Genomic DNA, 25,333 nt, shown 5'->3' on the forward strand with positions numbered 1-25,333 from the left:
TGCTGGATGCAGCGTGACATACGAAGGACAGTTGCCGCTACTGTGGGTAACAGGTAATTCGATCGGTGATCGGCTGTGTGCGAATTCGGTGTCCACCCTTATCGGGGGTGAGTCGCCGAATCCTCCTCCGTGTTCACTCCGAGGACGGTGGCCGCCAACCCGGTGATCGCCGGGACGGCGTCGAACAGGTCGCCATCGGGTCCGGCCATGGTGTCGAAGGTCTCGAAGCTGGTGAGGGCCAACAAGATTCGCACCTGCTGAGCCGTGTCTCGCGCTGACGGGTCCGGGTCGGCGAAGGGGGCGGACAGGACCGCCAAGCCTTCGCGGCGGCGCTCGTCGCGGGCGCTGATGACCGCGTGGACTTCGGCGTCGAGGGCGGCCAGCGCGCGCAGTCGCCGCATGGCGGGGCGGTCGGCCTGCCAGAATCGCGCGAAACAGGCGATGAATTCGGCGAGCGCCGCGAGTGGTTCGGGATTGGTGAAGGCTTTGACCAGTTCGGAGAGGCCGCCGGCTACGCCGAGGTCATCGCAGACGGCTTCCAGCAGACCGGTTTTCGACCCGAACTGGTAGTAGACCGTGGCGCGGGAGACGTCGGCGCGCTTGGCCACCGCGTCGAGGGTGAATCCGTGGTAGCTGTCGGCCTCGCCCAGCAGTGCCCGGGCGGCATCGATAACCTGTCGGCGACTCTGCTCGATCTGAGCGGTGCGCTTTCCCAGGTTGTACTGGCGGGGACTCATGAGTCTTGACAGTACCCGGTGCACCTGATTCATTCATACATACCGTCTGACTAAATTGAATGGCACGGGACACCGTGCGAGCGAAGGGACGGTGGGGGCAGCCGTGCGCGCCTGCCGCCGAACATGCTGTAGCTCAACAAATTTCAACTAGATCGAGCAAGGATCATCATGAACAATCTCAGACCGACCACGACGATCGACTTCTTCGGAATGTATCTGGCTCACGACGCCTGCATGCGCGATCTGATCCGCCTCAGCGCCGCCGTCGCCGAGAATCGCCTCGCCGAACCGGCGGTGCGGATCGGCTGGGCGACCTTCCGGCGCCAACTCGACCGGCATCACAGCACCGAGGACGCCGCGCTGTGGCCGCTGGTGCGCGCCGCGGCCACCGATCCCGCGGACCTGGCGATTCTCGAGGATATGGAGACCGAGCACGAGGGCATCGAGGAATTGCTGGCCAAGGTGGAATCCGCGATCAGCGGCTCCACCGGCGGCCCGGGATTGCGGTCGGATGTGGACGCCCTGGCCGCGGCGCTCGATACGCACTTCACCCACGAGGAGCAGATGGCGCTACCGCTGATCGACCGCACCGTCGGCGGGCCCGGCTGGGCGGCATTCGGCGCGGAAATGCGCAAACGCAACGGACTTCGCGCCGTGACCGAGTACCTGCCGTGGGCCCTGGACGACGCGCCCGCCGACGCGCAGGCCAAGATGCTCGGCTTCCTGCCCACCCCGATCCGGTTCCTGTACCGATACGTGCTCGAGCCCGGTTACCTGCGCCGCCGCCGCGGCTGGCTGTAGCCGGATAATGCCGGGGGACAGGGCAAATGGCACAGGCTCCGCCGGCCGCGCCGCTGGGCGCCAGTGCGTACTCGCGATCGGTGCCATCGCGGTCCTCCCCGGCGCTGATGCTCCCGCGCCGACCCGATCCGCCATCGCCGAGACTCCGCGACAGTAGGCGAGCCGGTTCGAAATCGAGGTGGCGCGGTGCCGTGTGATGCGCCGACCCGGTGTACGAGGCTGGAAGCATGAACCGGTTGGCCAGTGCAACATCGCCTTATCTGCGTCAGCACGCTGACAATCCCGTGGATTGGCGCGAGTGGGAGGCCACGGCGCTGGCGGAGGCCGCCGAGCGGGACGTGCCGATTCTGCTGTCGATCGGGTACGCAAGTTGCCACTGGTGCCATGTGATGGTTTAGGGTTACTAGTCGCATTTCCGCAGGTAAAACGTATATTTTGGTTCCGGATCGGTCCTGCGCGCGTTGAATTCGATCGGAAATGTCATCAAGTGACCGAGTTTCAGGAGTTTTGCTTGAGCGGCATCTGTGATCGTTCTAGCGGTCGCAGGTTCGGTTCTTCGGCAGGATCACATATAGATGGGAACGGCGCTGACCGGGGGAGTTCTTCGTGGCCAACTCATCGTTGAAGCTGATTTCGAGCTGTGACCCACCGAATTCTGGTCGCTACCGCCCCGACGGACGTAGTATTACGTATCTGATGTAGTACGTACGAACAAGGGGTTGTCGATGCGACTCAATAGCAAGGGGCAGGTGACCATTCCCGCCGAACTCCGTCGGAAGTACGCGCTGGAGGAGGGGGACGAGGTCGAGGTGATCGAGGTCGGCAACACGCTGGAGATCGTGCGTCGAGAGGGAGCGCAACGGCGGGGTAAGCGACTCACTGGGCATATGCGCGGGCGCGCGACCACGTCGATGAGCACTGATGAGTTGATGGAACTGTTCCGTGGGGAGTAGCAGCGCCTTGCGGGTGGTCTCGGAACATACAGTCACGCTGGTGGATTCATGTGTACTCCTCGATATTCTCACGAATGACCCGAAGTGGGCTGACTGGTCGGACGACGCGTTGGCTGATGCGCGCGACCTCGGAGCCACCGTGATCAATCCGATCATCTATGCCGAGGTCGCTGGCGGCTTCGGCACCATCGAAGAATTGGACGATGCGTTGCCGGAGTCGGAATTGGGGCGGATGGGCCTGCCCTATCCGGCCGGGTTCGTGGCGAGCAAGGCATTCGTGGCGTATCGCCGCCGCGGAGGCGAAAAGCGAAGCCCGCTACCGGATTTCTACATCGGCGCGCACGCTGCGGTAGCGGGCTATCGGCTGCTGACGCGTGACGCGGCGCGTTTCCGAACCTACTTCCCGAACCTCGAACTGATTGCACCCGATCCGGCGTAGCGGGGGTAGCGCGGCCACGTGGGCTGAAGGGCATCCGCACTGGTCGACTATGCTCTCGGAGGGGCGCGACGTCGATGGACCTTGGCGTAGCATCGGACGGCTGTCGTTCTCGTACATCGCACCAGTAGCCGCACCGCATCCGGTCGCGAGCCGATCTCATACCCACATCAACCAGGTCAGCGGACTCATCGAACTGCGCTGTGCGCGCCGTGACCCGGCGGGTTCCGCTGCGACCGGTGATAGCGCCATAGACCGATGCCGACACTTGCGACACAGGCGGCCGAGGACATGCTCAACCCCCACCGTGTGAACCAGCTCTCCCGCAAGGGATCTCGCAACAGCAGGATGGCAGCGGCCAGGAGTACGACCGCGTCGAAGGCGAGTGCAAGGCAGATGGCTTCGCGGTGCGGCGCGTAACGGGTGCGGTCGCGTTCGAGGAACCACAGCGTCGAGCCCGCCAGCCCGAATCCCGCACCGCCGAGTGCGTAACCCAGCGACAGACACAGTGCGACGGCGGGTGCTTCGGTCGTCAGCACCCGTGCACCCGAACTGTTCACCGCCACCGTTTTCCTATGCCACCGTTCGAGTGTGACGGGCATTCCGGACCACGCGCGGCGGATGATCGAGTTGTCGCGGGGGAATTCGATGCGAGACACATCATCAGTAGCGGTCACCGTCAGCTCGTAGCTCGATGGCCGGGCCAGCTGCTCGCGGATGAGAATTTTCGTGACCGTAGCCGTGATTTGCTGGTGAGGTTCTGCGCGGTAGGTCCCAAGGTCCCGCTCGTTCTGAACGGCCGCCACGATGCCCGCTACGAACACAGCCCATCCGATCAAGCCAACGATCTGCAACGTCCAGAACTTCCATCCGGCACGTTGCCACCACGTGACCGACACGTTCGGGATAGGCGGCCGACCGTCGCCCTCGTTGCTGGTCATGCCCTTATCGTGCGCACAGGGCTGCCTTGTTTACCGCAGGACATGCCGGGCGTGACAGCCTGAACTGCAACCTCGCCCTGGCCGTGGATCTGCCGGCGAACCCAGCCTGAATCTGCCGACTGCCGGTGCGGGCGGCTACCTCTCTATTCGGAGCGGCCGCGCGTCTGGATTCAGGCGGAAAGTGGTGTCGTCGAGGGTTTCGCCCGCGGGCCGCTGTGGAAAGCTGGGGCGTGAACCTGCTGAAGGATGCCACCTCGCCATACCTGCGCCAGCATGCCGACAACCCGGTGCATTGGCGGGAATGGGATGTGGTGGCGCTGGCTGAGGCGGCGCGGCGGGATGTGCCGATTCTGCTGTCCATCGGATACGCGTCTTGCCACTGGTGCCATGTGATGGTTTAAGGTTACTAGTCGGATTTCCGCAGGTAAACGCTGTATTTCTGGTTGAATCGGCCATCTGCGCCAGCGATTCAGCGGGGTTGGGCCGGTCGCGCCGGATCAGTCTTTCGAGGTGCTGGCTGCGCCTGAGCTGAGGTCTGTTATTCCAGGTGCGAACTTGTATGCCCACGCCTCGCGGACTGCGATGGCGGCCGCGACGAGTGTGACAGTTCGTGCGGAGTCGAAACTGTTCTCCCACCAGCTTGTTCCGTTGAGTACTTTGATGGTCACCGTGGCGGCTGCGATCGGAACGGCGATGGTGAACACGCCGGGTATGCGCTGACTGACCGTGATCGCTTCGGTTATGGCTGCCACGACGGCGAATCCGAGCGCGACTGTTGCGTAGGTGGCCAGTATGTCGACTCCGGGTGGCACGTCCCGAGTGGCGAGCGAACTGCATACCTGCAGAGTCGGATTGCCGGTTGAGCATTGGACGCGTTCGCGGGACCAGCCGATCGAGGCTGTCGTCGTTGTGCCGAGGAGCACCGCGACCACGAATGCCCACCAGCTGACATGGCCGGTGATTCGCGCGATCTTGTACAGCCGTAGGCGCGTCACCGGTCAGAGGTCGAACCAGGCCGTGCTGGTCCAGTTCGGGGTTTCACCGGGGGTGAGTTGGAGGTGGAAATCGGGGCCGTCGTGGGTCCTGCTGAGTTCGGGTTCCGTCAGCTGGCTGATGGTGCATACGTAGTCGCCGTTGGGCAGATCTATGCCGGTGCCGTACCAGTCCTTTTCCCGGTCGATGCGTTCGTTCTCGAATTGGGCGGCCATCGTGAGGATTTCGTAGTTCACGACGATCAGCTCCCCCTTGGTGACGGTGATGGGGCCGGTGGCTTGCCGGGCGATGGGGAACTGTGGTTCTACCGATGAGGCGGACACGTCGATTCGCCAGCTGCCCTCACTGCCCGTTCCCCAGAGCAGCATGGTCCGCCTTCCCATTTCGGACGTGAAGTGCCCGAACAGGGAGTCCAGGGTCCAGTTCTCGCTCACGAATGTGTTGTAGGCGTGAAGGTCCACGATGCCGAGGAAGCCTGAGTCGTCCGGCATATTTTCGATTCGAATTGGAAGCGGTGTCATGGCCTACTCCTTTCAGAGTCGATTGATTTGGATGCCGACGACAGCAGGTCGAATCGGCCGAATCGGCCGGCGCGGGCTTCGGAGATCAACTGTCAAAGTCGATCAGGTCGTCTACCGCTTTTCTGAGCCAGTCATAGAAGGAGGGATAGGAGTCGCGGTTTTCCCACCCAGGCTCAGCGAAGTCGTGAACGGTGACGATCTCGGACGATCCGTGCTCCCAGCACGCAACATCGTCGTTGTCGATGCGTGCCGCGAACGGCACAAGTTGCCGCTCGGGGTATCGTTCACGCATGCCGTGATATCGCAACTCGAGCACCTTGCCGTGCAGGATATTCCAAGGCTCGAGGTCCAGTAGGCCAAGGTCCACTATCCGGGCGAATTCGTGGGGGTAGGTGAACCCCGCGGGCAGTTCCCCCTCGTTCAACAACTCGATCATCGTCAGTTTCCCGTCCATCCCGTAAGGGGCGCGCCCTCAGGATATGTATCTCGAAATCGGGCACTCTGGTTTGCGATACGGTTCTCCATGGCCTCGCCCCAAGTCTGGGGAAGATCGCCTTGGCGGGTGAAGCGTATCGCCATCGACTCTGGGATCGGCTGGTCAAAGGCGTGAATTCGCGCCAAGATTGGTGTATCGGTGTATTTTGCGGCCAATACGCGCGTGTTGTCGACCGCGGTAAGTCCGCCGTCAGAGGCCACAACCACATCGATGGGATCGCCGACCCAGCCGCTGCGGGCCATGCTTTCGATGATTTCTGCGGCATCGTTAACCTTGTTCTGGCTGAACCGTACTGTCGATGGGTTGAGCGCGACGATTCCGCTGCCGCCACGCCCACCGAGGGCTGTTCCAGCGTTACCCAGTTGGCTGGTGAGTGTTTCGGCACCAAGAGCGGTCGTTCCACTCTCGAGCAATCCGCGGGCCAGAAGCTCGCTGCCTATCAATCGTCCGGCTGTGTAGCCGAGTTCAGCGACACCGGTGACTGCCATAACGGCGTTGAAAACCAGGTCGGCGTTGTCGACGACGTTACCGGCGTCCATCTTGGTGGTGTCGGTGGGCAGGGTAATACCGTTGATTGTGCTGAAGGTGGTGATCTCGACGCCGGTGTAGTCGAGGTACTGTAACGAGACGAGGCTGCCGTTCTTGTCGAAATAGGCGGTGGCCGAGCGTGTTTCACCGCTCTTGTCGCGGAAGAACCATTCCTGGGTGCTGGTGCCGTCGGCGGCTGTGATGATCAGGCCACGGTTCGTGACGGGGTCGCTGTGCCAGGTGCCGGTGACGGGGTCGTATTGGTTGCCGTAGTTCGCGGTGCCGATGGCGTTGTTGTAGCGGTCGATGGGGACAGCGGTGCCGTCAGGTTCGAGAACGTAGCGGCTGCCGTCGTCTTCGGTGATGATGCTGCCCGGGTGGCCGTTGGTGCTACCGCCGACGGTGTTGACCTGGGTGTGGGTGCCGTCGGGGTTGGTGATATCGGTTGTCGGGCCGAGCGCGCCTTGGCGGAAGTCGGCTTCGCTGACGGTGCAGTCGGTGTTGTATTCGGTGACATGGCCCGCGCGTCCGCCCGATTGGAGTTCGACGGTTTCGGCCGGTGTGCTGCTGCCCGGCGAGGTTTCGCGGACGATCAGGCCGCCGGGGTGCTCCATCGACCGGGGACCTTCGCGCATAGTTCTGATGCTGCTCGAGCTCCTCGGCCGTCACGTATTCGCGGTACGGTGTGAGCTGCGTGCTGGTTCCCCAGAAGGCCAACTGCCGTTGCACGTGGGGTCCGACGACGATCACCAAGAAATGCATCGGTCACCACCCGCTCGGGAGCGTCGATGCGTACGCGATCTGCATTCCTAGGTCCATGCGACGAACCTAACGCTGCGAGCATGCGCATCGACGCAACGCAACGCTGCCCAGATGGAGTCTCAGCAGGCGGTGGTGTGCTGATCCCGGTTGCCGCCGACTGGTCAGGGCTACCGGTGGTTGGGATCGGTGCTGGATACTCGCGACCAGATATCCGCTCCTACTGGCTGAGGTGATGGCGCACTACTCTTCATGCGATGGCGCACGAGCCTAGACCACGATACTGGGACGGTTGTGCCAATCCGACTGATTTCACAGTGGAAGCGTGGGGCATGCGCTGGGCTGAGTGGGTTGTGGGTCGATTCGAAATAGGAGGTTGGTGGGCGTGAACCAATTAGCCAGTGCCACATCGCTTTATCTGCGTCAGCATGCTGAGAACCCGGTGGATTGGCGGGAGTGGAGTGCCGAGGCGTTGGCTGAAGCGGCGGCGCGGGATGTGCCCATCCTAATGTCCATAGGATATTCGTCCTGCCACTGGTGCCATGTGATGGCGCATGAATCGTTCGAGGATGCGGATACCGCCGCGCTGATGAACGCGAACTTCGTGTGTATCAAGGTGGATCGGGAGGAGCGGCCGGATCTGGATGCGGTGTATATGAATGCCACCGTTGCCATGACCGGGCAGGGTGGGTGGCCGATGACCTGCTTCCTGACGCCCGCGGGGGAGCCGTTCTACTGCGGGACGTATTACCCGAAGACGGCTCGGCAGGGGATGCCCTCGTTTACGCAGTTGTTGACCGCTGTGACCGATACGTGGGTGAATCGGCGGGGTGAGGTCGAGCAGGCCGCGGGGCAGGTGGGGGAGGCTTTGCGGCAGCAGACCGCTGGGCTGCCGGAGAGTGCTACTCGGTTGAGTGCCAATCTGCTCGATCATGCGGTGGCCTCGGTGTTGAAGGATGTGGATTCGCGGCACGGGGGGTTCGGCGGGGCTCCCAAGTTTCCGCCTTCGGCATTGCTCGAAGGGCTGCTGCGGGATTATGAGCGGACGGGGGATTCCGCTGTGTTGCAGGCGGTTTCGTTCACCGCCGAGGCGATGGCGCGGGGTGGGATCTATGACCAGTTGCGGGGTGGGTTCGCGCGGTATTCGGTGGACGCCGCCTGGGTGGTGCCGCATTTCGAGAAGATGCTCTATGACAATGCGCAGCTGGTGCGGGTGTATTCGCATCTGGCGCGGCGGGGACAGGATGGGCAGGACGCGCCTTGGCGGGATCCGCTGGCCGCACCCGATGCTTCGGAACCATTGGCGCTCAGGGTTACCAGGGAGACCGTCGAGTTTCTGTTGAATGATCTCGGCACCGAACAGGGCGGGTTCGCCTCCGCGCTCGATGCCGATACGCACCTGGAGCCGGGACAACCGGGGGTCGAGGGCGCCACCTACGTCTGGACTCCGGCGGAGTTGAACGGGGTACTCGGCGCGATCGACGGGGCTTGGGCCGCAGAGGTTTTCGGCGTCACCACGGCGGGGACCTTCGAGCACGGCACCTCGGTGCTGACCCGGTACTCCGATCCGGAGGCCGCGGATTATGAACGCCTCGAACGTATTCGGGGCATGCTGAGCGACGCCCGGGAACGTCGGCCGCAGCCCGAACGCGATGACAAGGTGGTCACCGCCTGGAACGGGATGGCGATCACCGCGCTCGCCGAAGCCGGTGCGGCACATCTGAATCCGGTGTGGATCGCCGCCGCCGAGCGTTGCGCGCGCTTCCTGCTGGAAACCCATGTGCGGGACGGGCGGCCCTGCCGCGCCTCACTCGGCGGTGTCGCCGGGACCGCGCCGGGCGTGCTGGAGGACTATGCCTGGTTGGCGCTGGGACTGCTCGCACTGCACCAAACCAGCAGTGGGGATTGGCTTTCGCAGGCACACCGGATTCTCGAGGCCGCCATCACACACTTCGCCGACCCGGAGACCCCGGGCAGTTGGTTCGATACCGCCGATGACGCCGAAACGCTGGTCACCCGCCCCCGCGACCCGATCGACGGCGCAACCCCCTCCGGCACTTCGGTGTTGGCCGATGCCCTGCTCACCGCGTCCGCGCTGAGCGATCCGGAGCAGGCCATCCGCTACCGGGATCTGGCCGACCAGACCCTCGGGCGCGGTACGGTGCTGCTCGCCAAAGCCCCACGCTCGGCGGGCCATTGGCTCGCGGTGGCCGAAGCCGCCCTGCGCGGGCCGCTCCAGGTGGCCGTCTCCGCCGGTGACGCCGACCTGGACGGCTGGGCCGCCTGCCTGCTCACCGCGGCGCGCGTGGCCGCTCCGGGCGGCACCGTGATCGTCTCCGGCGATCAGGACTCCCAGCCCCTGCTCGCGGACCGCCCGCCGGTGCACGACCTCTCCGCCGCCTACGTCTGCCGAGGGTCGGTCTGCGACCTGCCGGTCACCACGGTGGCGGAGGTGCGGACCGCGCTGCGACCCCCGGTCTGACGTAGACCGTCACCCTGGCGCGGATTCATCGAAAGTCGTTGGAGCGCAGGTGGTGTGGATCCCGGCCACAAGCACGCCGGGATGACGGGGTCCGCTGCCGCGATGGCGGGAGTCGGCTGCTGTGATGACGGGGGTTGGCTGTCGGGATGCGGGGCATGGTGTCAGCCCCGCTGGCGAACCTGCATGCCCGCGCGCACCATCGCGGGGACGGCGACCAGCACCGCGACGATATGCACTGTCCGAAGCGCGCCGATCGCCACCGATCCGACGCTCCAATCCACCGACAATTCCCCGGACAACACCGCGCCGATCGGCTCGACGAGCAGCGACGCCAGGCCGACGGTTCCCAGCCCGAGGATCAAAGCTATTCGCGCCCAGCCGATTCCGGCGGCCATGCGAACGGCGACCGTCAATACGGTGAGGTAGATGGCGGCGCGGATGAGCAGCCCGTACACCAGCCCGCCGGCATTGGTGTCCGGATCGGCCAGGGCGATACCGGCGCGCAGCACCGTCTCACCCGCTCCGGCCAGCAGGGCGACGACAATCGCCCGGTAGGCCAGCGAAAGTAGCGGTGCGCGAACGGGTTCCGGGGCGGCGGGGAATCGATGCGAAGCACTGACTTCGGTCATGCTCCCAGCGTGACCTCTCCCACCCCGTCACCGAATCCCCCGCAGGTACCAACCCGCCTAGTCCCCGAGGAGGACAAAACCCTTTGCCCAGCCCTGCCCAGGTCCCTACAGTCCGGGGCATGTGTACGTTTTCGCTCTCGTCCCGTTCCTACGCTGCCGCGAATGCCATGCATGACTAGTGATCGGTTGCCAGGTCGGCGGCGGTCTCCGGGGGTGCGACCGACTTCGGCTCGGCCTGCGGGCCGCTGCCGTTGCGGCGGGCTGACATGCGGGACGGAGTATCGGTCCAGCATGGAGTGGGCTCTCTGCGGCCGCGGAGGTGGAGGGTGTCGCGCAGCTCCCACTTACTGCGCTCGAACTCGGAGGCGGCGTCGATGACCGCCTGACTCGCCAGAATGCGGCGCGGCACCTGTTTGGCCTCGGTGGTGAGGCGAGCCGCCTCATTGACCGCGTCACCGATGACGGTGAACTCCAGGCGGGTGTCCGCGCCGACATCACCGGCGAAGACCAAGCCCCGCGCCACACCTATGCCGATATCGAGTTCACCGGCGGCGACGACCTCATCGCGAATACGGCGGGCGGCCCGCAATGCCGGGGTCGCATTGTCATCCAGCGCGAGCGGCGCACCGAAGATGCACAGCGCCGCATCACCCTCGAACTTGTTGACCAGCCCGTGGTTCTCCTCGGTGGCCGCCACCACGATCGACAGCAGCCGATTCAGCTTGGTGACGAAGTCGTGCGGCGCGAGCTCGGTGGCGAGCGCGACCGATCCGGTGACATCCACGAAGAGCGCCGTCACCACCCGGGTATCGCCGGTCAGATTGGTGACACCGGCGATATCGTTCCGACCGGAGAGCGCCCGCTCGGCCACCTCCTCGCCGACATGTCTGCCGAAGACGGTCCGCATGCGTTCGCGCTCACGCAGATTCGTGGCCAGCTCATTGACCGAATGCTCCAGCCGCCCGATCTCACTGGTGCTGCCGATCGGTACCCGCACCTCGAGATCACCGTGCGCGATCCGGTCGAGTGCGTCCCGCAGGGTGTGCAGCGGGGTGGCGATGGCGCGCGCCAGGGCCGCCGTGGCGACCGAGCCCGCCGAAAGCCCCACCACCGCAAGGTAGATGGCGGTACGCACCCGGTCCGGGTAGGCCGAGGACGGGTCGGCGAGCACGGTGATGAGCATGAACAGCGGCACCGCGCCCACCACCGCGAAGGTGACGAGCACGCGCATCAGCACGGTCGAACTCCAGTGCGCGGTGTCGTCCAGCACCTCCGCCACCACCGGAATGGTGGGCCGGATCAACCGGTCCACGATCAGATAGGTGAGCGCCGCCGACTCCAGCCCGCCGAGTGTGAACATCGACAGCACCACCGCGAAATCCCGCTGCGGGGTGGCATGGGCGAAGACCGCCGCCGCGATGATCACCCCGGGCACCCAGATCGCCAAGGCGCGCAAGGTGACCGCGAGTGGCACCTGGAGCAGTCGCCGCGCCTCGGCCTCGGTCGGCGGCCGGCGCTGATCGAGCCAGCCGAAGTTCAAACGCCGGTCCCGCACCGCGAGCATGATGCCGATAGCCGCGCCGATGGTCGGATAGATGGCGACCTGGATGAAGGTGTTCACCCACTCCGAGCCGAGGCGGCCGAAGAATCCGGAGAGCCAGAGTTCGATGGTGATGACCGCGAGACCGCTGAGGTTGCATGCCATGACAACGGCCGACAAACCCCACCGCGCGCGCAGCGCCCACAGAATGAGTCTGCTGATCACGTCGCCAAGGGCGTCGCGCAGGCGACGGTCGGTGGTGTCATAGCGGTGTTATGCCTAGGGGTCGTCCGGCCGGGTGTTTCTCAGGACTTTAGAGACCTTTCGGCCCTCAGTGCACGTTTGTGAGTAATTGCTCGGTGCGGTGTCGGAGCTCAGTGCAGCAGTACCAACCAGACAGCTATGTAGTGGCAAAGCGCGGCGACCACCGTCGCGGCGTGGAAGAACTCGTGATGTCCGAAGACCTCCGGCCACGGATCGGGCCAGCGCGCGGCATACAGAATCCCGCCGACGCTATAGGCGATACCGCCCGCGAGCAGCAGCAATACCGGCGTCCAGCCGACATTCGAGATGAGCGTCCCGGCGACCGGCACGATTGCCCAGCCCAACAGCAGATAGAGCGGAACCCCGACCCAGCGAGGAGCGGTGGGCCACAACATCTTCAGCGCGACACCCGCCAGCGCACCCGCCCAAACGGTGATCAGCAAGATCGTTCCGGCGCTGCCGCGCACCCCGAGCAGTGCGAACGGCGTGTACGACCCCGCGATGAAAAGGAAGATCATCGAGTGGTCGGCCCGCTTCATCCACATGCGGGCGCGGGCGGTCCGCCAATTCACCCGATGATAGGTGGCGCTGATACCGAAGACGCCGCAGACGGTCAGCCCGTAGACCGCGGTCGACCAGGCGGCGGTGGCGGAGACGGTCGATGCCACGCTGACCAGGACGATCACCGCGATGGCGGCGATGCCCACGGCCCAGGCGTGAATCCATCCCCGCATGCGCGGTTTGATCAGCGCGAGTTCGTCGTGAATGGTCGTGAGCCCCTTCTCGACGAGGCCGGGCTCGTGGAGCGGGGCGTCCGCCGCGGGGGCGGAGGGTCGCACGGTGTCGGACACAAGTTCCTCCTCGGTAACCTACGGTACCGTAGGTTCGCGGTTCTGATGCCAAGGCGCCAACTGATTTGGTGCGTTCGGGGTAACTCGTCGGGGACGGGCCAACCCGGGGTCCTTGGGGCCGCCGGTCCGGTACGAGAATGGTGGGGCACATAACCGGTCGGCTTAAATCGCGGGGAGGCGGGCTAGCGTAGTGTTCCTCGGCGTGAAGCTTGCGAGTCAGGTGCGCGGACTGCCGTATCGCATTTACGAGGCCCGGCTGACCAAGCAGTTGGCAGGTAAGCAGCATCCGCGCCACGTTGCGGTGATGTGCGATGGTAATCGGCGCTGGGCGCGCGAGAACGGCTTCACCGATGTGAGTCACGGGCATCGGGTGGGTGCGCTCAAAATCGCCGAGCTGGTCGGCTGGTGCGGTGAGTCCGGGATCGAGATGGTCACCGTCTACCTGCTCTCCACCGAGAACCTGCGCCGCGATCAAGACGAGTTGGACACCCTCTTCGAGGTCATCACCGATGTGGTCGACGAACTCTCCGCGCCGGAACAGAATTCCAGCGTCCGCATCGTCGGCGCGCTCGATCAGTTGCCCGAGGAGGTGGCCGGGCGATTGCGGGAGGCCGCCAAACGCACCAGTGGCCGCAGCGGCGTACATGTGAATGTGGCCATCGGCTACGGCGGCCGCCAGGAGATCACCGATGCGGTGCGCTCCCTGGTGCGTCAGGAGATCGAGGCGGGGGAGACCGGCGAGGATCTGGTGCAATCGATCACCGTCGACGCCATCGGGCAGCACCTGTACACCTCCGGACAGCCCGATCCGGATCTGGTCATCCGCACCTCCGGTGAGCAGCGGCTCTCCGGATTCCTGTTGTGGCAGAGCGCCTATTCGGAGATCTGGTTCACCGAGGCGTACTGGCCGGAGTTCCGCCGCGTCGACTTCCTGCGCGCCCTGCGCGATTTCGCCGCCCGGCACCGCCGCTTCGGTGTTTGATTGCCTCCGCTGCGCTGCTGTGTTTGATTGCCTCCGCTGCGCTGCGGCGGTTCGTGGCCCTGTGACCCCGGTTCTTCCCTCCTTCCGCTCCTCCGCTGCGCTCCCCCGCTCCACTCAGTCCAGAACCGGGGGCGGGCCGCGAACTTGGGGGTGGGGCTGGACTTCGACTCGAACTCGGCACAGTTACATTGCAGTGCAATGGCTTCCGTGGTTCGCGAGCTCGTCGCTGCCGTACCGTCGGAGGGCATGAGTGAGCTGAACGAAGAGCGGAGCGGCCCGGCGGATGTCCAGTCCTACCTCAGCTATGAGGAGTTCGGTCGCCGGTTCCTGGAGTACGCGGCCTCGCCGGAGCGCATAGCGGGGGCTTTCGAGAAACTCACCGGTGAAGCCTTCGAATTCGGTCCGATCGGGGTGGGGCCGGGGCGTATCGCGAAACTCTCGGCGGCCGTGCGCCTGGGCCAGCCACGGTTGAATCGTGAACCGCAGGACTACATTTCGTACGATCTGGTGATTCCGCTCGATGTCGATCTGCTCATCGACCTGTCGGTGGATCGCTATCCGTTCCATGTGGACGGCACCATCCACCTGCACCTCACCGTGCGCACCGCCGAACCGCTGCGGGTCCTGATCGAAATCGACGAGCCGCAACCGAGCAATGTGCGCATCAATGTGGCGAGCGCGTCCCGGCGCGGGGAGCTGCTGCGCATTCTGGCCAGCGTCGATCATGAGATCCGGCGCTTCGTCTCGCGCTATATCGCCGCCGAGATCTGCAAGCCGAATATCCAGGCCGCCACCGATATCGATGTGGCGGCACGGCTGGACGCGGCCTGGCGACTATGAACCTCTAGAGCTTGCGCAGTCGCAATCTGTTGATGGCGTGGTCGGCGTCCTTGCGCAGCACCAGCGTCGCGCGCGGGCGGGTCGGCAGGATGTTGTCCACCAGATTCGGGCGGTTGGTGTTGTTCCAGATCTCCTTGGCCGCACTGGTGGCCTCGGAGTCGTTGAAGCGTGCGTAGTGGTGGAAGTGCGAATTCGGGTTGGCGAAGGCGGTTTCGCGCAGCGACAGGAAGCGTTGCACGTACCAGTTCTCGATATCCTCGATCCGCGCGTCCACGTAGACGGAGAAGTCGAACAGATCCGAGACCATCAGCCGCGGTCCGGTCTGCAGTACGTTCAGGCCCTCGACGATCAGGATGTCGGGCTGGCGCACACAGTGGAATTCGCCCGGCACGATGTCGTAGGCGATATGCGAGTAGACCGGCGCGCACACCTCGGTCGCACCGGATTTCACCTCGGTGACGAAGCGCAGCAGCTTGCGGCGGTCGTACGACTCCGGGAAGCCCTTGCGATGCATGATGCCGCGCCGGGTGAGTTCGGCTGTCGGGTACAGGAATCCGTCGGTGGTGACCAGATCCACCCGCGGATGGTGATCCCAGCGCGCCAGCAGCGCCTGCAGTACGCGGGCGGTGGTGGATTTGCCGACCGCCACCGAGCCCGCCACGCCGATCACATACGGCACCTGGCGATCGGGATGGGTCTCGCCGAGGAAGGTCGCGGTCGCGGCGAACAACCGCTGTTTGGCGGCGACCTGGAGATGGATCAGACGGGCGAGCGGCAGGTAGACCTCGGCGACCTCCTCGAGGTCGATCTGCTCGCCCAGGCCGCGCAGGCCGGTCAGCTCTTCCTCGGTGAGCACCAGGGGAGTCGACTTACGCAGTGTGCGCCACTGCTTCCGGTCGAATTCCACATAGGGACTCGGCTCGCTCATCCGTGCCATTTATCCACGTCCCAGGATCGGCCGACAACGCATAGCCGAATTGTGCTCGGGTCCAACAAGCCGGTGAACACCAGGTGTTGCTACTGGCCGGTAACCCCAGTGAGATATGCCATAGCGAGCGTCCCGTCCGCGACACCGGAAGCCGCGCAATCCAATACAGTCGCCTGTTATGGCAGCGCATCCACTCGTCACCGAATACCTCCGCCTCGGCCTGGCTTTCGACCGGTTGGAGGACGGTTTCGTCGATGCCTACACCGGTGATCCGGCGCTGCGCCGGGAGATCGAGAACGCGCCCGCACCGCAGCCGCGCGAGCTCGCCAACAAGGCCGCCGCACTGTTGAAGGAGCTGCCCGAGGCGGGGCTCACGCCCGAGCGCACCGAATTCCTGGACGCGCACCTGCGCGCACTGGAGTGCTCCGGCCGCAAATTCGCGGGCGACGACATCTCCTTCATCGATGAGGTGCGCGCCTACTTCGATGTCGATATCGCGCCCGGGGATGAGGACGACTACCGCGAGGCGCACCGGCGGTTGGACGAGGCCCTGCCCGGCGAGGGTGCGCTCTTCGATCGCATCACCGCGCACCGCCGCGGCGATGAGATTCCGCCCGAACGACTCCAGGAATGCGTGGACGCCTTCTCCAGCGCACTGCGCGAACTGGTCCGCGAACGCTATCCGCTGCCCGATCACGAACGGGTGGAGTACGAAGTGGTGGGCGATAAGCCGTGGTCCGGCTTCAATTACTACCTGGGGAACTATCAGTCCCGGGTGGCCATCAACTCCGATCTCAAACAGCATCTCTCGCAGCTGCCGCATCTGATCGCGCACGAGTCGTATCCGGGGCATCACACCGAGCACTGCCGCAAGGAGGCCGGACTCGTCGCGGCCGGGCAGGACGAGCAGACGCTCTTCGTGGTGAACACCCCGCAGTGCCTGATGGCCGAGGGCCTGGCGGATCTGGCGCTGAAGTCGATCGTCGGTCCGGGCTGGGGTCGCTGGGCGCAGGACATCTACGCCGATCTGGGACTGCGCTTCGATGGTGAACGCGCGGAACGGATTTCGACCGCCTCGGCGAAACTGCTGGGCGTGCGCCAGGATGCGGCGCTACTGCTGCACGATCGAGGGCGCGGTGTCGATGAGGTCGCGGAGTTCCTGCGGCGCTGGAGTCTGGTGACGCCGGATCGGGCACGGCAGTCGCTGCGTTTTCTGTCTTCGCCGCTGTGGCGGGCCTACATCTCCACCTATGTGGAGGGGTATCGCCTACTCGGCGGCTGGCTGGAACAGGCGGCCGATGCGGCGGAGCGATCCGAGCGTTTCCGCCGCCTATTGGACGAACCCCTCACACCCGGCGCGATTCGCCGAATGTGAGGGGACTCCCCGCCAGTGTTCCGGGGGTGCTTACGCGCCCCACCCTGCACAAGCGGCGCCGCCGCTGGACATGGTGCACATGGACTTCAGCAGTGCGAAGAGCATGTCCTGGATACCGCCGCCTGCGATGTTGTACAGCATTCTGAACCTCGAAAATTCTGTTGGGCCAATGACACTGGCGCAGTTCGGCCAGCGATGCGCAACAATACCGAGATTTATCGCTCCGCCATAGCGTGAATTTGTGACGCTGTCTACAGTTCCGGGCAAACCGCCCGCTTTCCCTGGACAGATCACGTCCCGCCCCTATTTTTCGGGGCATCGGACATGATGCGCTCGTGATGCGTGTGCTCGGAGATTTCGCGTGCGGGATAAGCTGGGCGCACCGCGACTGGCGCACTCGAGGTGGAAGTAACCACCGGGAAGCACCGAAGTCCCGCACCGCGCGCCTGGGTGCTGGGCGAGAGGACTTTCGGTACCCCCGAGAGCTCTCCGAGCACGGAGGTTGCGATGGATCAGCACCCGGTTATCGACACACCACAGAACCCCCTGGCCGACACTCCGACCACGGCCAATAGACTCGGCGCCGTGACGCAGACGACCTCCTCTGTCAATTCCCAGTCCCTCGCTGAGCTCGATCCCGAGGTCGCTGCCGCGATGGGCGGCGAACTCGCCCGCCAGCGCGACACCCTCGAGATGATCGCCTCGGAGAACTTCGTGCCGCGCGCGGTCCTGCAGGCGCAGGGCAGCGTGCTCACCAACAAGTACGCCGAGGGCTACCCGGGCCGCCGCTACTACGGCGGCTGCGAGAACGTCGACATCGTCGAGGATCTCGCCCGCGCCCGCGTCACCGAACTCTTCGGGGCGGAGTATGCGAACGTGCAGCCGCACTCGGGTGCGCAGGCCAATGCCGCGGTGCTGATGGCGCTGATGAGCCCGGGCGAGAAGCTGCTCGGCCTGGATCTCGCGCACGGCGGTCACCTCACGCACGGTATGCGCCTGAACTTCTCGGGCAAGCTGTACGAGGTGCACGCCTACGGCGTCTCCAAGGAAGATCACCGCGTCGATATGGACGAGGTGCGCAAGATCGCCCGGGAGACCCGACCGAAGGTGATCGTCGCCGGATGGTCGGCGTACCCGCGGCAGCTGGATTTCGCGGCCTTCCGCGAGATCGCCGATGAGGTCGGCGCGTACCTGTGGGTCGATATGGCGCACTTCGCCGGTCTGGTCGCCGCGGGTCTGCACCCGTCGCCGGTCCCGCACGCCGATGTCGTGTCCTCCACCGTGCACAAGACCCTCGGTGGTCCGCGCTCGGGTCTGATCCTGGCCAAGCAGGAGTTCGCCAAGAAACTGAACTCGGCGGTGTTCCCGGGTCAGCAGGGCGGACCGCTCATGCATGCCATTGCGGCCAAGGCGGTTTCGTTCAAGATCGCCGGCACCCCGGAGTTCAAGGAGCGCCAGGAGCGCACCCTGTCCGGCGCCAAGATTCTCGCCGAGCGCCTCACCGCCGCCGACTGCACCGCCAAGGGCATCAATGTGCTCACCGGCGGCACCGATGTGCACCTGGTCCTGGTCGATCTGCGCAACTCGCAGCTCGACGGTCAGCAGGGCGAGGATCTGCTGCACGAAATCGGAATCACCGTGAACCGCAATGCCGTTCCGTTCGACCCGCGCCCGCCGATGGTCACCTCCGGCCTGCGTATCGGCACCCCGGCGCTGGCCACCCGCGGCTTCGGTGACACCGAATTCGCCGAGGTCGCCGAGATCATCGCCGCCGCCCTCACCGGCTCCGCCGACCTGGATTCGCTGCGCCAGCGCGTCTCCAAGCTGGCCCAGGACTTCCCCCTCTACGAGGGCCTGGAGGACTGGCGCCTGCTCGGCTGATACTCAGCCACAAACGAATAGGGCCCGCTGCGAACGAAAGTCGCGGCGGGCCTTTCGCTTTGAGGCCGCCGGATCTGGCGGGCGGCGCATCCCTCCGGTGGACGGCACCCTCATGGTGGGCGGGTAACGAGGGAGGTGGCTCAGTTGGCCTGCGGTGGGCGCGGGCGGGGGAGGTGGCTCAGTTGGTCTGCGGTGGGCGCGGGCGGGGGAGGTCGTCGCGCCTGATCGGCCAATAGCTCTTCGGGCCGCCGGTCAACGCCGGCGCGTCGGTATTGATCACCGTGAGCAGCCATTGCGGGCGCGGGTTCACCCAATAGCGTTCCTTGGCACCGGCTTTCAGCTTCACCGTCGGCACCGTCTCATTGCCGTCGGCGACCGTGCGGACGAATGCGGCCGCCTCCGGGTCATCCCAGATATCGACCTCGCGGTAGATGATCCCATTGCGATTGAGCACCCGGCGCAGGCGTGCGCAGAACGGGCAGCCCGGGCGGCGGTAGACGACCAGTTCCGGCGTGGTCTCAGCGGTCATGTCCGGAGTTTAGAGGCGAAAGGGATTGCCCGCGAACACCATCGCCGTCTTCTATGATTCGAGGCGGATCGGAGGTCGATATGGCGACCACAGTGCTGATACTGGGCTTGAAGGCGACCGTCGTGGACGATGTGCGCGAGCGGCTGGATATTCCCGATATCGAGATACGCTCGGGCCTCGGCCTCGAGGATATGAAGGCGGTCTTCGCCGAGACGAAGGTCGATCATGTCCTGATGGGCGCGGGACTGGAGCTCGAGCTACGCCTCGGCATCGTCCGCGCCGTCTTCGAGATGAGCGATACGACGACCGTGCATATGAAGGACAAAGGGTCCGGGTCGGAAGGCTTCGGCCCCTTCGTGCAGGCCGTTCTCACCGGCCTGCACGGCATCTCGTAGCTTCGACTACGAGGAGCGTTTGCTCAGGTAGTCGATGTACATCGGCCGCAGCACCTCGCCGATCTCACCCTCGCCGGCGTGCACGTAGTCGTCCAGCATGGGCAGGACGTACTTGATATCGGCCTCGCTCTCGCCGATATCGCCCGCGGCGGCCTCGGCGGCCGGAATCGACTTGAGCAGCTCCCAGAGGAACTTCACATCACCGTGGCGAACCGCCAGCTTCACGGCTTTGTCATGCAAATCCTTGGTGGAGAGTGCCTCGAGATCCTGGGTATCGGCCATGAAAAAGACTGTAATGGACCGATGGCACAGCAACCGAGGTACCGGGTCAAGCGCGTGTACGACGCGCCCGCGGCCGACGACGGCCGCCGGGTGCTGGTGGATCGACTCTGGCCGCGCGGCATCAGCAAACAGCAGGCGGCCATCGACGAATGGGCCAGGGATGTGACGCCCTCGAATGAGCTGCGGAGGTGGTATCACGCCGACCCGCAGGCACGACGCGCCGAGTTCGAGACACGGTATCGACTTGAACTCGCCGCCGACGCGCCGCAGCAAGCTTTGGCGCGATTGCGCCGTGCGGCCGCCGCGGAGCCATTGACGCTGGTAACAGCGGTGAAAGACCCGGAGCGAAGCCATGTCCCGGTACTCCTGGGCGAATTGGACGAAACGCCCACAGGGGGTACGCGTTAACGAGTTCTTCACCAATGTGCCTGCCAGTCGGGAAGCCGGATCGCGATTTCGGCGGTAGCGTCGGGAGTGCGGGCCGCGTAGGTGTGGTTCGTACGGGAGGTCCTGATCGTGACTGAGCAACTCAGTGCGAGGGGGCCGGTACCCGGCCCTCGGGTCGTACGACCCTAGAGCCCGACCGGCCCAGCGAGAACGCTTGCGCGGTACCGCGCGAGTGGCAAAGGAGCCCACCGTGACTGATGCACGCTCCGTCAACGCTCCCACCGGGAACGCCGCCTCGAACCGGGGCACGCGCACCACAGGTCCGGGAGTTCGCGCCTCGCAGTCGTCCGAATCAGGACTGAAAACCTTCGTCGTGGATACGTCGGTACTGCTCTCCGACCCTTGGGCCTTGACTCGCTTCGGCGAGCATCACGTCGTATTGCCACTCGTGGTGATCAGTGAACTCGAGGCCAAACGCCACCACCACGAACTGGGCTGGTTTGCCCGCGAGGCACTTCGGATGCTGGACGATCTTCGTCTGGCCCACGGTCGGCTCGATCAGCGGATACCGGTCGGAACCGGTGGCGGGACACTCCAGGTGGAGTTGAACCACACCGATCCGAATGTGCTGCCCGTCGGATTCCGCACCGACAGCAACGATTCCAGGATTCTCGCCTGCGCGCTCAACTTCGCGGCCGAGGGGCAACGAGTCGTGCTGGTGTCCAAGGACATTCCGATGCGCGTCAAGGCGAGCGCGGTCGGCCTGCGGGCCGAGGAGTATCACGCGCAGGATGTCGTCACCTCCGGCTGGACCGGAATGGTGGAGATGGAGGTCGGCTCCGAAATCGTCGACAAGCTCTACAGCGATTCGGTCATCGATCTGGACGAGGCCCGGGATATGCCGTGCCACACCGGTATTCGACTGTTGAGCGCCCGGGGCAGCGCACTGGCCCGCGTCTCGCCGGACAAGCGGGTGCAGCTGGTGCGCGGTGACCGGGAGGCGTTCGGCCTGCACGGCCGCTCCGCCGAACAGCGCATCGCCCTGGATCTGCTGCTGGACGAGAGCATCGGCATCGTGTCGATGGGTGGCCGCGCCGGTACCGGCAAGTCCGCGCTCGCGCTGACCGCGGGCCTGGAAGCGGTGCTGGAACGGCGAACTCATCGCAAGGTGGTGGTCTTCCGTCCGCTGTACGCGGTCGGCGGCCAGGATCTGGGCTACCTGCCCGGCTCCGAGAGCGAGAAGATGGGGCCCTGGGCGCAGGCCGTCTTCGACACCCTGGACGGGCTCGCCAGCCCGGAGGTGATGGAGGAGGTGCAGGCGCGCGGCATGCTGGAGGTGTTGCCGCTCACCCACATTCGCGGGCGGTCGCTACACGACTCCTTCGTGATCGTGGACGAGGCGCAGTCCCTCGAACGCAATGTGCTGCTCACGGTGCTGAGCCGGTTGGGCAGCGGTTCGCGGGTGGTGCTCACCCACGATGTGGCCCAGCGCGACAATCTGCGAGTCGGGCGACACGACGGTGTCGCCGCGGTGATCGAGAAGCTCAAGGGGCATCCGCTCTTCGCGCACATCACCCTGACCCGCAGTGAGCGTTCGCCGATCGCGGCGCTGGTCACCGAGATGCTGGAGGAGTTCGGGCCGAACGCGTAAGCGGCCGTAGAAACCCTTCGCACACCTTTGCCCGATCGGGTCGATTCGTCGACTCGGTCGGGCAAATCTTTGGCCTGTGTTTCATCTCATAGTTGGCAGGGTATATTCCGCTCAAATAGCTGCTCGGCTGTTAATTCGGTGAACTCCAACTGTTTTGCCGAATGATTGCTGAGTGCCTGGCCAGTTATCGAGAGGGATGAAATGCGCACCTTCGCTCGACGTTCGGCCGGATTCATCGCGGCCCTCGCTGTCGTGACCGCCTTCACCGCGGGCTGCGACAAGGACGACAAGGATTCGAAATCCGATACCGCGGCGGCCACCACCAGCGCCATGGCGGCGGAGACCACCACCGAGCACGCCACCGAAACCAAGATCGCCACTCGCGATGGCGCCGAGGTCACCGTCGCCGGTGACTTCCTCGCCAAGTACACCGAGATGGGCGGGGTGACCGGACCGCTCGGATTGCCCACCGGCGCACAGCAGGACGCCCCAGGCGGCGGCAAGATCCAGGAGTTCGCGGGCGGCGCCATCGTGAGCAGTCCGGCCACCGGAATTCACGTGGTGTGGGGCGAGATTCGCAAGGCGTGGGAGGAGCACGGCGGTCCGGGCGGCAAACTCGGCTACCCGACCTCGGACGAAACCGATATCACCGGCGGTAAACAGAGCGAATTCACCGGCGGCACCATCACCTGGGTGGACAACCAGACCACCGTCACCGAGAAGTGAACCATCCCAACGGGTAGGGGGACCGTGTGGTCCGGAGCCTTCCCCGCTTCGGACCACACGGCCCGGTTCACCGTTGTGGTTCACCCCCGTGATCGCCGATAGCGATTGTGAATGCGCTGGGAAGATACCCGCGTTTGCTCCGAAGCCGCTAGGTTGTCTCCGTGCAGAACGATTTGGCCGACCACGAACTGCTGGAACAGCTGGCGGCAGAGGTGGAAGCAAACCTGGTTCGCCATATCGCCCTGGCGGCGGAATGGCAGCCCCACGACTACGTGCCGTGGGATGACGGTCGAAACTTCGAGTTCCTCGGTGGAACCGATTGGGAGCCTGGGCAATCCGAGCTCAGCGAGGTCTCCAGGCTCGCGCTGACGGTGAGTGTGCTGATTGCCGACAATCTGCCCTCCTATCACCGGGAGATCGGCAAGTACCTGCGTACCGGGCCGTGGTGGCGCTGGGTCGGTCGCTGGACCGCCGAGGAGAACCGGCACGAAATCCTGATCCGCAACTACCTCATGGTGACGCGTGCGGTCGACCCCATCGAGCTCGAGCGCATGCGCATGGCGCATATGACCGCCAGTTTCCGCCGGCCCGCCATGCATCTGATCGATGTGCTGGCCACCTGTGCCTTCGAAGAGGCGGCAGCGGCTGTGCGCCACCGCAATACCGCCGCCACCGCCGACAGCCCGATTGTCGCGAGCATCGCCGAGCGGCTGGCCGCCGATGACGAACTGCAGGCTGTCTTCTTCGCCAACCTGGTCTCGGCGGCCCTCGACCTGGTTCCCGATCAGGCCGTGCGCGCCATTGCCGACCGGGTCGCCGACTTCCATGTGCCGGTGGTCGAACTCGCCAGCGGTAAGAGCAGTGACGAGGTGCTCGCCGAGGCCGGTATCTACGACAAGGCGCAGGAGCCCGCCCTGGTCTTCGGTCCGCTGCTGGAGCGCTGGAATATCTTCACCCGCACCGACTTCAGCGAAACCGGCGAGAAGGCCCGCGCCGAACTCGCCCACCTGAAGTAAGCCCCCAGCGTCATCCCGGGGGTAGCCCCCCTCGTCATCCCGGCCAAAAACGCGCCGGGATGACGGGGTGGGGCCGCGACGACTGGGTGGCCGTCAACGGGGGAGTGCGGCGCGCAATAGTCCCATCACGGTGCCGCGCAGGAAGTTCTCCCAGCTGAAGTGGTCGTGCCACAGCGTGATTCGACCGTCGACGAGCTCGAATGTCCCGCATACCCAGAACGAGATCTCCACGGGCCCGAAGCGCAGGTAGTCGGTGCGCTCGGTGAGCACCACGCCATCCGCATCGGCGGCGATATGGTGCATATCCACTCGGAATCCGTAGCGGGGGTTGCTGAGCTTGTCGAGCACCCAGCGCACCCGGTCGATACCGCGCACATCCGGTAGCGAGGTGTTCTTCCAGACGATGCCGGGATCGGCGAGCTCGAGCGCCTCGGTGACGGCCTTCACCTCCATGGCGGCGAAGAATTCCCGCACGGTCGTAACCGCGTCCTGCTGCAACTCAGGTAACTCCGACATGTCTCGACTCTAGGCCGACTTCGGTCCCACTCATACGAGTTCGGCGCATCGCTGCCAACTTCGCACCCCCGTATGGGAGGGCGCCCTCGTAGGTCGAGAGCACGCCCGTCATTCCGGCACGTGTTCGGCCGGATCCCCACCGGCCGAATCTATTTCCGGCTGCCGATGTATGCCCCGAGTCCGTCCAGGATCCGTTCGATGCCGAAGTGGAGCGCGTTACCCCGACCCGAATCGTCCTCCGGTCGCGTCGCCTGTTCGGTCAGGGCGGCGGCGACCTGGGGGAAGCGGTCGGCGTGCTGGATCAGCACCGCACCCATCTCCTTTGCCAGTTCAGCCTCCGCGTCGTCATCGGCCCCGCCCACCTGCTGCAGCAGGCTGCGTGCGTGTCCGAGCAGCAGGACCACGGTGTCGAAGCGTTCGGCCGCGGTCAGTGCGCAGTCTTCGAGGGCGGCGAGTCCGTTCTCCAGCCAGCTCATCTCATTGGGTCCGAGGGGGCGGATACCGGGCGTCAGCTCCAGCGCCCACGGGTGTTCGCCGAAGCGGTCGTAGATGGTCTCGGTCCAGACGCGCAGGTAGGCCCGCCATGGTTCGGCTGAATCAGCCTGTGCCGCGGTCATTTCCGGGGGTTCGCCGAAGGCGGTGTCGAGCATGAGCGCCGTCAGTTCGGATTTGCCCGGGACATACCGGTAGAGCGCCATCTTCGCGCAGCCCAGCCGTTCGGCCAGGCGCTGCATGGACAGATTCGCCAAGCCCTCGGCGTCGGCGAGTGCGATCGCCTCGCTCACGATGCCCTCCAGGGTGAGGGAGGGTTTGGGCCCGCGTTTGGGTCGCGCGGGTGCGGGCCAGAGCAGTTCGAACGCGGTCGGCATCGTCGCCATCCTTCCGGAAAATTCT

Annotated in this window: 27 protein-coding genes, 2 pseudogenes and 1 riboswitch; of the genes and pseudogenes, 15 read left to right on the plus strand and 14 right to left on the minus strand. The window is 65.1% G+C overall.

Annotated elements, in window-relative coordinates:
- Positions 1 to 98 precede the first annotated feature (98 nt).
- Positions 99 to 737 (minus strand): TetR/AcrR family transcriptional regulator, encoded by a 639-nt coding sequence (locus OHB26_RS16880; RefSeq protein WP_330185108.1) that lies wholly within the window; start codon positions 735 to 737, stop codon positions 99 to 101.
- 168 nt (positions 738 to 905) lie between these two features.
- On the opposite strand from OHB26_RS16880, the gene OHB26_RS16885 reads away from it, so the two are divergent.
- The 4 genes and pseudogenes from OHB26_RS16885 (at position 906) to OHB26_RS16900 (ending at position 2,930) form a co-directional block, all read left to right on the plus strand.
- Positions 906 to 1,538, plus strand: coding sequence for a hemerythrin domain-containing protein (locus OHB26_RS16885; protein WP_330185109.1), 633 nt, complete (start codon positions 906 to 908; stop codon positions 1,536 to 1,538).
- Positions 1,539 to 1,765: 227 nt separating this feature from the next.
- Positions 1,766 to 1,930: pseudogene (locus OHB26_RS16890) on the plus strand (DUF255 domain-containing protein); the annotation flags it as partial.
- Between the two features lie 333 nt (positions 1,931 to 2,263).
- Positions 2,264 to 2,491, plus strand: coding sequence for an AbrB/MazE/SpoVT family DNA-binding domain-containing protein (locus tag OHB26_RS16895; protein ID WP_330185110.1), 228 nt, complete (start codon positions 2,264 to 2,266; stop codon positions 2,489 to 2,491).
- Between the two features lie 13 nt (positions 2,492 to 2,504).
- Positions 2,505 to 2,930, plus strand: a complete 426-nt coding sequence (locus OHB26_RS16900) for a type II toxin-antitoxin system VapC family toxin (protein WP_330185675.1) — start codon at positions 2,505 to 2,507, stop codon at positions 2,928 to 2,930.
- A gap of 185 nt (positions 2,931 to 3,115) precedes the next feature.
- On the opposite strand, the gene OHB26_RS16905 is transcribed toward OHB26_RS16900, so the two are convergent.
- Complete coding sequence (locus tag OHB26_RS16905) at positions 3,116 to 3,868, minus strand: hypothetical protein (protein ID WP_330185111.1); 753 nt, start codon at positions 3,866 to 3,868, stop codon at positions 3,116 to 3,118.
- 215 nt (positions 3,869 to 4,083) lie between these two features.
- Here OHB26_RS16905 and OHB26_RS16910 point away from each other — a divergent pair.
- Positions 4,084 to 4,263: pseudogene (locus tag OHB26_RS16910) on the plus strand (DUF255 domain-containing protein); the annotation flags it as partial.
- 102 nt (positions 4,264 to 4,365) lie between these two features.
- Here the strand turns inward: OHB26_RS16910 and OHB26_RS16915 are convergent.
- From OHB26_RS16915 to OHB26_RS16930, 4 genes are all read right to left on the minus strand, one after another.
- On the minus strand, positions 4,366 to 4,863 hold the full coding sequence (locus OHB26_RS16915; RefSeq protein ID WP_330185112.1) for a hypothetical protein: 498 nt from the start codon (positions 4,861 to 4,863) through the stop codon (positions 4,366 to 4,368).
- A 3-nt stretch (positions 4,864 to 4,866) separates the two neighbouring features.
- Positions 4,867 to 5,382 (minus strand): hypothetical protein, encoded by a 516-nt coding sequence (locus tag OHB26_RS16920; RefSeq protein WP_330185113.1) that lies wholly within the window; start codon positions 5,380 to 5,382, stop codon positions 4,867 to 4,869.
- An 85-nt stretch (positions 5,383 to 5,467) separates the two neighbouring features.
- Positions 5,468 to 5,818, minus strand: a complete 351-nt coding sequence (locus OHB26_RS16925; RefSeq protein WP_330185114.1) for a hypothetical protein — start codon at positions 5,816 to 5,818, stop codon at positions 5,468 to 5,470.
- Between the two features lie 2 nt (positions 5,819 to 5,820).
- On the minus strand, positions 5,821 to 7,041 hold the full coding sequence (locus OHB26_RS16930) for a hypothetical protein (protein WP_330185115.1): 1,221 nt from the start codon (positions 7,039 to 7,041) through the stop codon (positions 5,821 to 5,823).
- 509 nt (positions 7,042 to 7,550) lie between these two features.
- Here OHB26_RS16930 and OHB26_RS16935 point away from each other — a divergent pair.
- Positions 7,551 to 9,647 carry a thioredoxin domain-containing protein gene (locus OHB26_RS16935; protein ID WP_330185116.1) on the plus strand — a complete coding sequence of 699 codons (2,097 nt, stop codon included), beginning with the start codon at positions 7,551 to 7,553 and terminating at the stop codon, positions 9,645 to 9,647.
- Positions 9,648 to 9,808: 161 nt separating this feature from the next.
- Here OHB26_RS16935 and OHB26_RS16940 read toward each other — a convergent pair whose 3' ends face one another.
- The 3 genes from OHB26_RS16940 to trhA all read right to left on the minus strand — a co-directional run bounded on the left by OHB26_RS16940 (position 9,809) and on the right by trhA (position 12,847).
- Positions 9,809 to 10,276: a hypothetical protein gene (locus tag OHB26_RS16940; RefSeq protein WP_330185117.1), complete on the minus strand. Its 468-nt coding sequence runs from the start codon at positions 10,274 to 10,276 to the stop codon at positions 9,809 to 9,811.
- Positions 10,277 to 10,451: 175 nt separating this feature from the next.
- Positions 10,452 to 12,041, minus strand: a complete 1,590-nt coding sequence (locus OHB26_RS16945) for an adenylate/guanylate cyclase domain-containing protein (RefSeq protein ID WP_330185118.1) — start codon at positions 12,039 to 12,041, stop codon at positions 10,452 to 10,454.
- A 149-nt stretch (positions 12,042 to 12,190) separates the two neighbouring features.
- Positions 12,191 to 12,847 carry a PAQR family membrane homeostasis protein TrhA gene (gene trhA / locus OHB26_RS16950; RefSeq protein ID WP_330185676.1) on the minus strand — a complete coding sequence of 219 codons (657 nt, stop codon included), beginning with the start codon at positions 12,845 to 12,847 and terminating at the stop codon, positions 12,191 to 12,193.
- A 286-nt stretch (positions 12,848 to 13,133) separates the two neighbouring features.
- On the opposite strand from trhA, the gene OHB26_RS16955 reads away from it, so the two are divergent.
- Both OHB26_RS16955 and OHB26_RS16960 read left to right on the plus strand, forming a co-directional pair.
- Entirely contained in the window at positions 13,134 to 13,913 is a 780-nt protein-coding gene (locus OHB26_RS16955; protein ID WP_330185119.1) for an isoprenyl transferase, read from the plus strand.
- A gap of 246 nt (positions 13,914 to 14,159) precedes the next feature.
- Positions 14,160 to 14,753, plus strand: coding sequence for a hypothetical protein (locus tag OHB26_RS16960; RefSeq protein ID WP_330185120.1), 594 nt, complete (start codon positions 14,160 to 14,162; stop codon positions 14,751 to 14,753).
- A gap of 4 nt (positions 14,754 to 14,757) precedes the next feature.
- On the opposite strand, the gene coaA is transcribed toward OHB26_RS16960, so the two are convergent.
- Complete coding sequence (coaA, locus tag OHB26_RS16965; protein ID WP_330185121.1) at positions 14,758 to 15,690, minus strand: type I pantothenate kinase; 933 nt, start codon at positions 15,688 to 15,690, stop codon at positions 14,758 to 14,760.
- Between the two features lie 169 nt (positions 15,691 to 15,859).
- On the opposite strand from coaA, the gene OHB26_RS16970 reads away from it, so the two are divergent.
- Together OHB26_RS16970 and glyA are read left to right on the plus strand one after the other, a co-directional pair.
- Entirely contained in the window at positions 15,860 to 17,056 is a 1,197-nt protein-coding gene (locus OHB26_RS16970) for a DUF885 domain-containing protein (protein WP_330185122.1), read from the plus strand.
- A gap of 374 nt (positions 17,057 to 17,430) precedes the next feature.
- A riboswitch (ZMP/ZTP riboswitch) is annotated at positions 17,431 to 17,515 on the plus strand.
- Positions 17,516 to 17,641: 126 nt separating this feature from the next.
- Positions 17,642 to 18,937, plus strand: a complete 1,296-nt coding sequence (gene glyA, locus OHB26_RS16975; RefSeq protein WP_330185123.1) for a serine hydroxymethyltransferase — start codon at positions 17,642 to 17,644, stop codon at positions 18,935 to 18,937.
- Between the two features lie 178 nt (positions 18,938 to 19,115).
- Here glyA and OHB26_RS16980 read toward each other — a convergent pair whose 3' ends face one another.
- Positions 19,116 to 19,466, minus strand: a complete 351-nt coding sequence (locus OHB26_RS16980) for a glutaredoxin domain-containing protein (protein ID WP_330185124.1) — start codon at positions 19,464 to 19,466, stop codon at positions 19,116 to 19,118.
- A gap of 80 nt (positions 19,467 to 19,546) precedes the next feature.
- Here OHB26_RS16980 and OHB26_RS16985 point away from each other — a divergent pair, with 80 nt between their 5' ends.
- Positions 19,547 to 19,861, plus strand: a complete 315-nt coding sequence (locus OHB26_RS16985) for a hypothetical protein (protein ID WP_330185125.1) — start codon at positions 19,547 to 19,549, stop codon at positions 19,859 to 19,861.
- 6 nt (positions 19,862 to 19,867) lie between these two features.
- Here OHB26_RS16985 and OHB26_RS16990 read toward each other — a convergent pair whose 3' ends face one another.
- Positions 19,868 to 20,143 carry a hypothetical protein gene (locus tag OHB26_RS16990; RefSeq protein WP_330185126.1) on the minus strand — a complete coding sequence of 92 codons (276 nt, stop codon included), beginning with the start codon at positions 20,141 to 20,143 and terminating at the stop codon, positions 19,868 to 19,870.
- A gap of 21 nt (positions 20,144 to 20,164) precedes the next feature.
- Here OHB26_RS16990 and OHB26_RS16995 point away from each other — a divergent pair, with 21 nt between their 5' ends.
- From OHB26_RS16995 to OHB26_RS17010, 4 genes are all read left to right on the plus strand, one after another.
- The gene (locus tag OHB26_RS16995) at positions 20,165 to 20,551 is read left to right on the plus strand and encodes a DUF488 domain-containing protein (RefSeq protein ID WP_330185127.1); all 387 of its coding nucleotides are present in this window, start codon (positions 20,165 to 20,167) and stop codon (positions 20,549 to 20,551) included.
- 229 nt (positions 20,552 to 20,780) lie between these two features.
- Positions 20,781 to 22,181: a PhoH family protein gene (locus OHB26_RS17000; protein WP_330185128.1), complete on the plus strand. Its 1,401-nt coding sequence runs from the start codon at positions 20,781 to 20,783 to the stop codon at positions 22,179 to 22,181.
- Between the two features lie 201 nt (positions 22,182 to 22,382).
- The gene (locus tag OHB26_RS17005) at positions 22,383 to 22,907 is read left to right on the plus strand and encodes an LGFP repeat-containing protein (protein ID WP_330185129.1); all 525 of its coding nucleotides are present in this window, start codon (positions 22,383 to 22,385) and stop codon (positions 22,905 to 22,907) included.
- A 161-nt stretch (positions 22,908 to 23,068) separates the two neighbouring features.
- Complete coding sequence (locus OHB26_RS17010) at positions 23,069 to 23,923, plus strand: acyl-ACP desaturase (protein WP_330185130.1); 855 nt, start codon at positions 23,069 to 23,071, stop codon at positions 23,921 to 23,923.
- Positions 23,924 to 24,016: 93 nt separating this feature from the next.
- Here OHB26_RS17010 and OHB26_RS17015 read toward each other — a convergent pair whose 3' ends face one another.
- Both OHB26_RS17015 and OHB26_RS17020 read right to left on the minus strand, forming a co-directional pair.
- Positions 24,017 to 24,439, minus strand: coding sequence for a limonene-1,2-epoxide hydrolase family protein (locus tag OHB26_RS17015; protein WP_330185131.1), 423 nt, complete (start codon positions 24,437 to 24,439; stop codon positions 24,017 to 24,019).
- A 149-nt stretch (positions 24,440 to 24,588) separates the two neighbouring features.
- A complete protein-coding gene (locus OHB26_RS17020) occupies positions 24,589 to 25,308 on the minus strand; it encodes a TetR/AcrR family transcriptional regulator (RefSeq protein ID WP_330185132.1) in 720 nt (239 codons plus the stop codon).
- Between the last annotated feature and the right edge of the window lie 25 nt (positions 25,309 to 25,333).

This window comes from Nocardia sp. NBC_01503 (genome assembly GCF_036327755.1).
GTDB lineage: Bacteria > Actinomycetota > Actinomycetes > Mycobacteriales > Mycobacteriaceae > Nocardia.

Bases quoted from the DNA above. Each gene is read 5' to 3' on its own strand.
- OHB26_RS16880 (WP_330185108.1), bottom strand. From the start codon at position 737: ATGAGTCCCCGCCAGTACAACCTGGGAAAGCGCACCGCTCAGATCGAG.
- OHB26_RS16885 (WP_330185109.1), top strand. From the start codon at position 906: ATGAACAATCTCAGACCGACCACGACGATCGACTTCTTCGGAATGTAT.
- OHB26_RS16895 (WP_330185110.1), top strand. From the start codon at position 2,264: ATGCGACTCAATAGCAAGGGGCAGGTGACCATTCCCGCCGAACTCCGT.
- OHB26_RS16905 (WP_330185111.1), bottom strand. From the start codon at position 3,868: ATGACCAGCAACGAGGGCGACGGTCGGCCGCCTATCCCGAACGTGTCG.
- OHB26_RS16920 (WP_330185113.1), bottom strand. From the start codon at position 5,382: ATGACACCGCTTCCAATTCGAATCGAAAATATGCCGGACGACTCAGGC.
- OHB26_RS16925 (WP_330185114.1), bottom strand. From the start codon at position 5,818: ATGATCGAGTTGTTGAACGAGGGGGAACTGCCCGCGGGGTTCACCTAC.
- OHB26_RS16930 (WP_330185115.1), bottom strand. From the start codon at position 7,041: ATGCGCGAAGGTCCCCGGTCGATGGAGCACCCCGGCGGCCTGATCGTC.
- OHB26_RS16940 (WP_330185117.1), bottom strand. From the start codon at position 10,276: ATGACCGAAGTCAGTGCTTCGCATCGATTCCCCGCCGCCCCGGAACCC.
- OHB26_RS16960 (WP_330185120.1), top strand. From the start codon at position 14,160: ATGAGTGAGCTGAACGAAGAGCGGAGCGGCCCGGCGGATGTCCAGTCC.
- coaA (WP_330185121.1), bottom strand. From the start codon at position 15,690: ATGGCACGGATGAGCGAGCCGAGTCCCTATGTGGAATTCGACCGGAAG.
- OHB26_RS16970 (WP_330185122.1), top strand. From the start codon at position 15,860: ATGGCAGCGCATCCACTCGTCACCGAATACCTCCGCCTCGGCCTGGCT.
- OHB26_RS16980 (WP_330185124.1), bottom strand. From the start codon at position 19,466: ATGACCGCTGAGACCACGCCGGAACTGGTCGTCTACCGCCGCCCGGGC.
- OHB26_RS16985 (WP_330185125.1), top strand. From the start codon at position 19,547: ATGGCGACCACAGTGCTGATACTGGGCTTGAAGGCGACCGTCGTGGAC.
- OHB26_RS16990 (WP_330185126.1), bottom strand. From the start codon at position 20,143: ATGGCCGATACCCAGGATCTCGAGGCACTCTCCACCAAGGATTTGCAT.
- OHB26_RS16995 (WP_330185127.1), top strand. From the start codon at position 20,165: ATGGCACAGCAACCGAGGTACCGGGTCAAGCGCGTGTACGACGCGCCC.
- OHB26_RS17005 (WP_330185129.1), top strand. From the start codon at position 22,383: ATGCGCACCTTCGCTCGACGTTCGGCCGGATTCATCGCGGCCCTCGCT.
- OHB26_RS17015 (WP_330185131.1), bottom strand. From the start codon at position 24,439: ATGTCGGAGTTACCTGAGTTGCAGCAGGACGCGGTTACGACCGTGCGG.
- OHB26_RS17020 (WP_330185132.1), bottom strand. From the start codon at position 25,308: ATGCCGACCGCGTTCGAACTGCTCTGGCCCGCACCCGCGCGACCCAAA.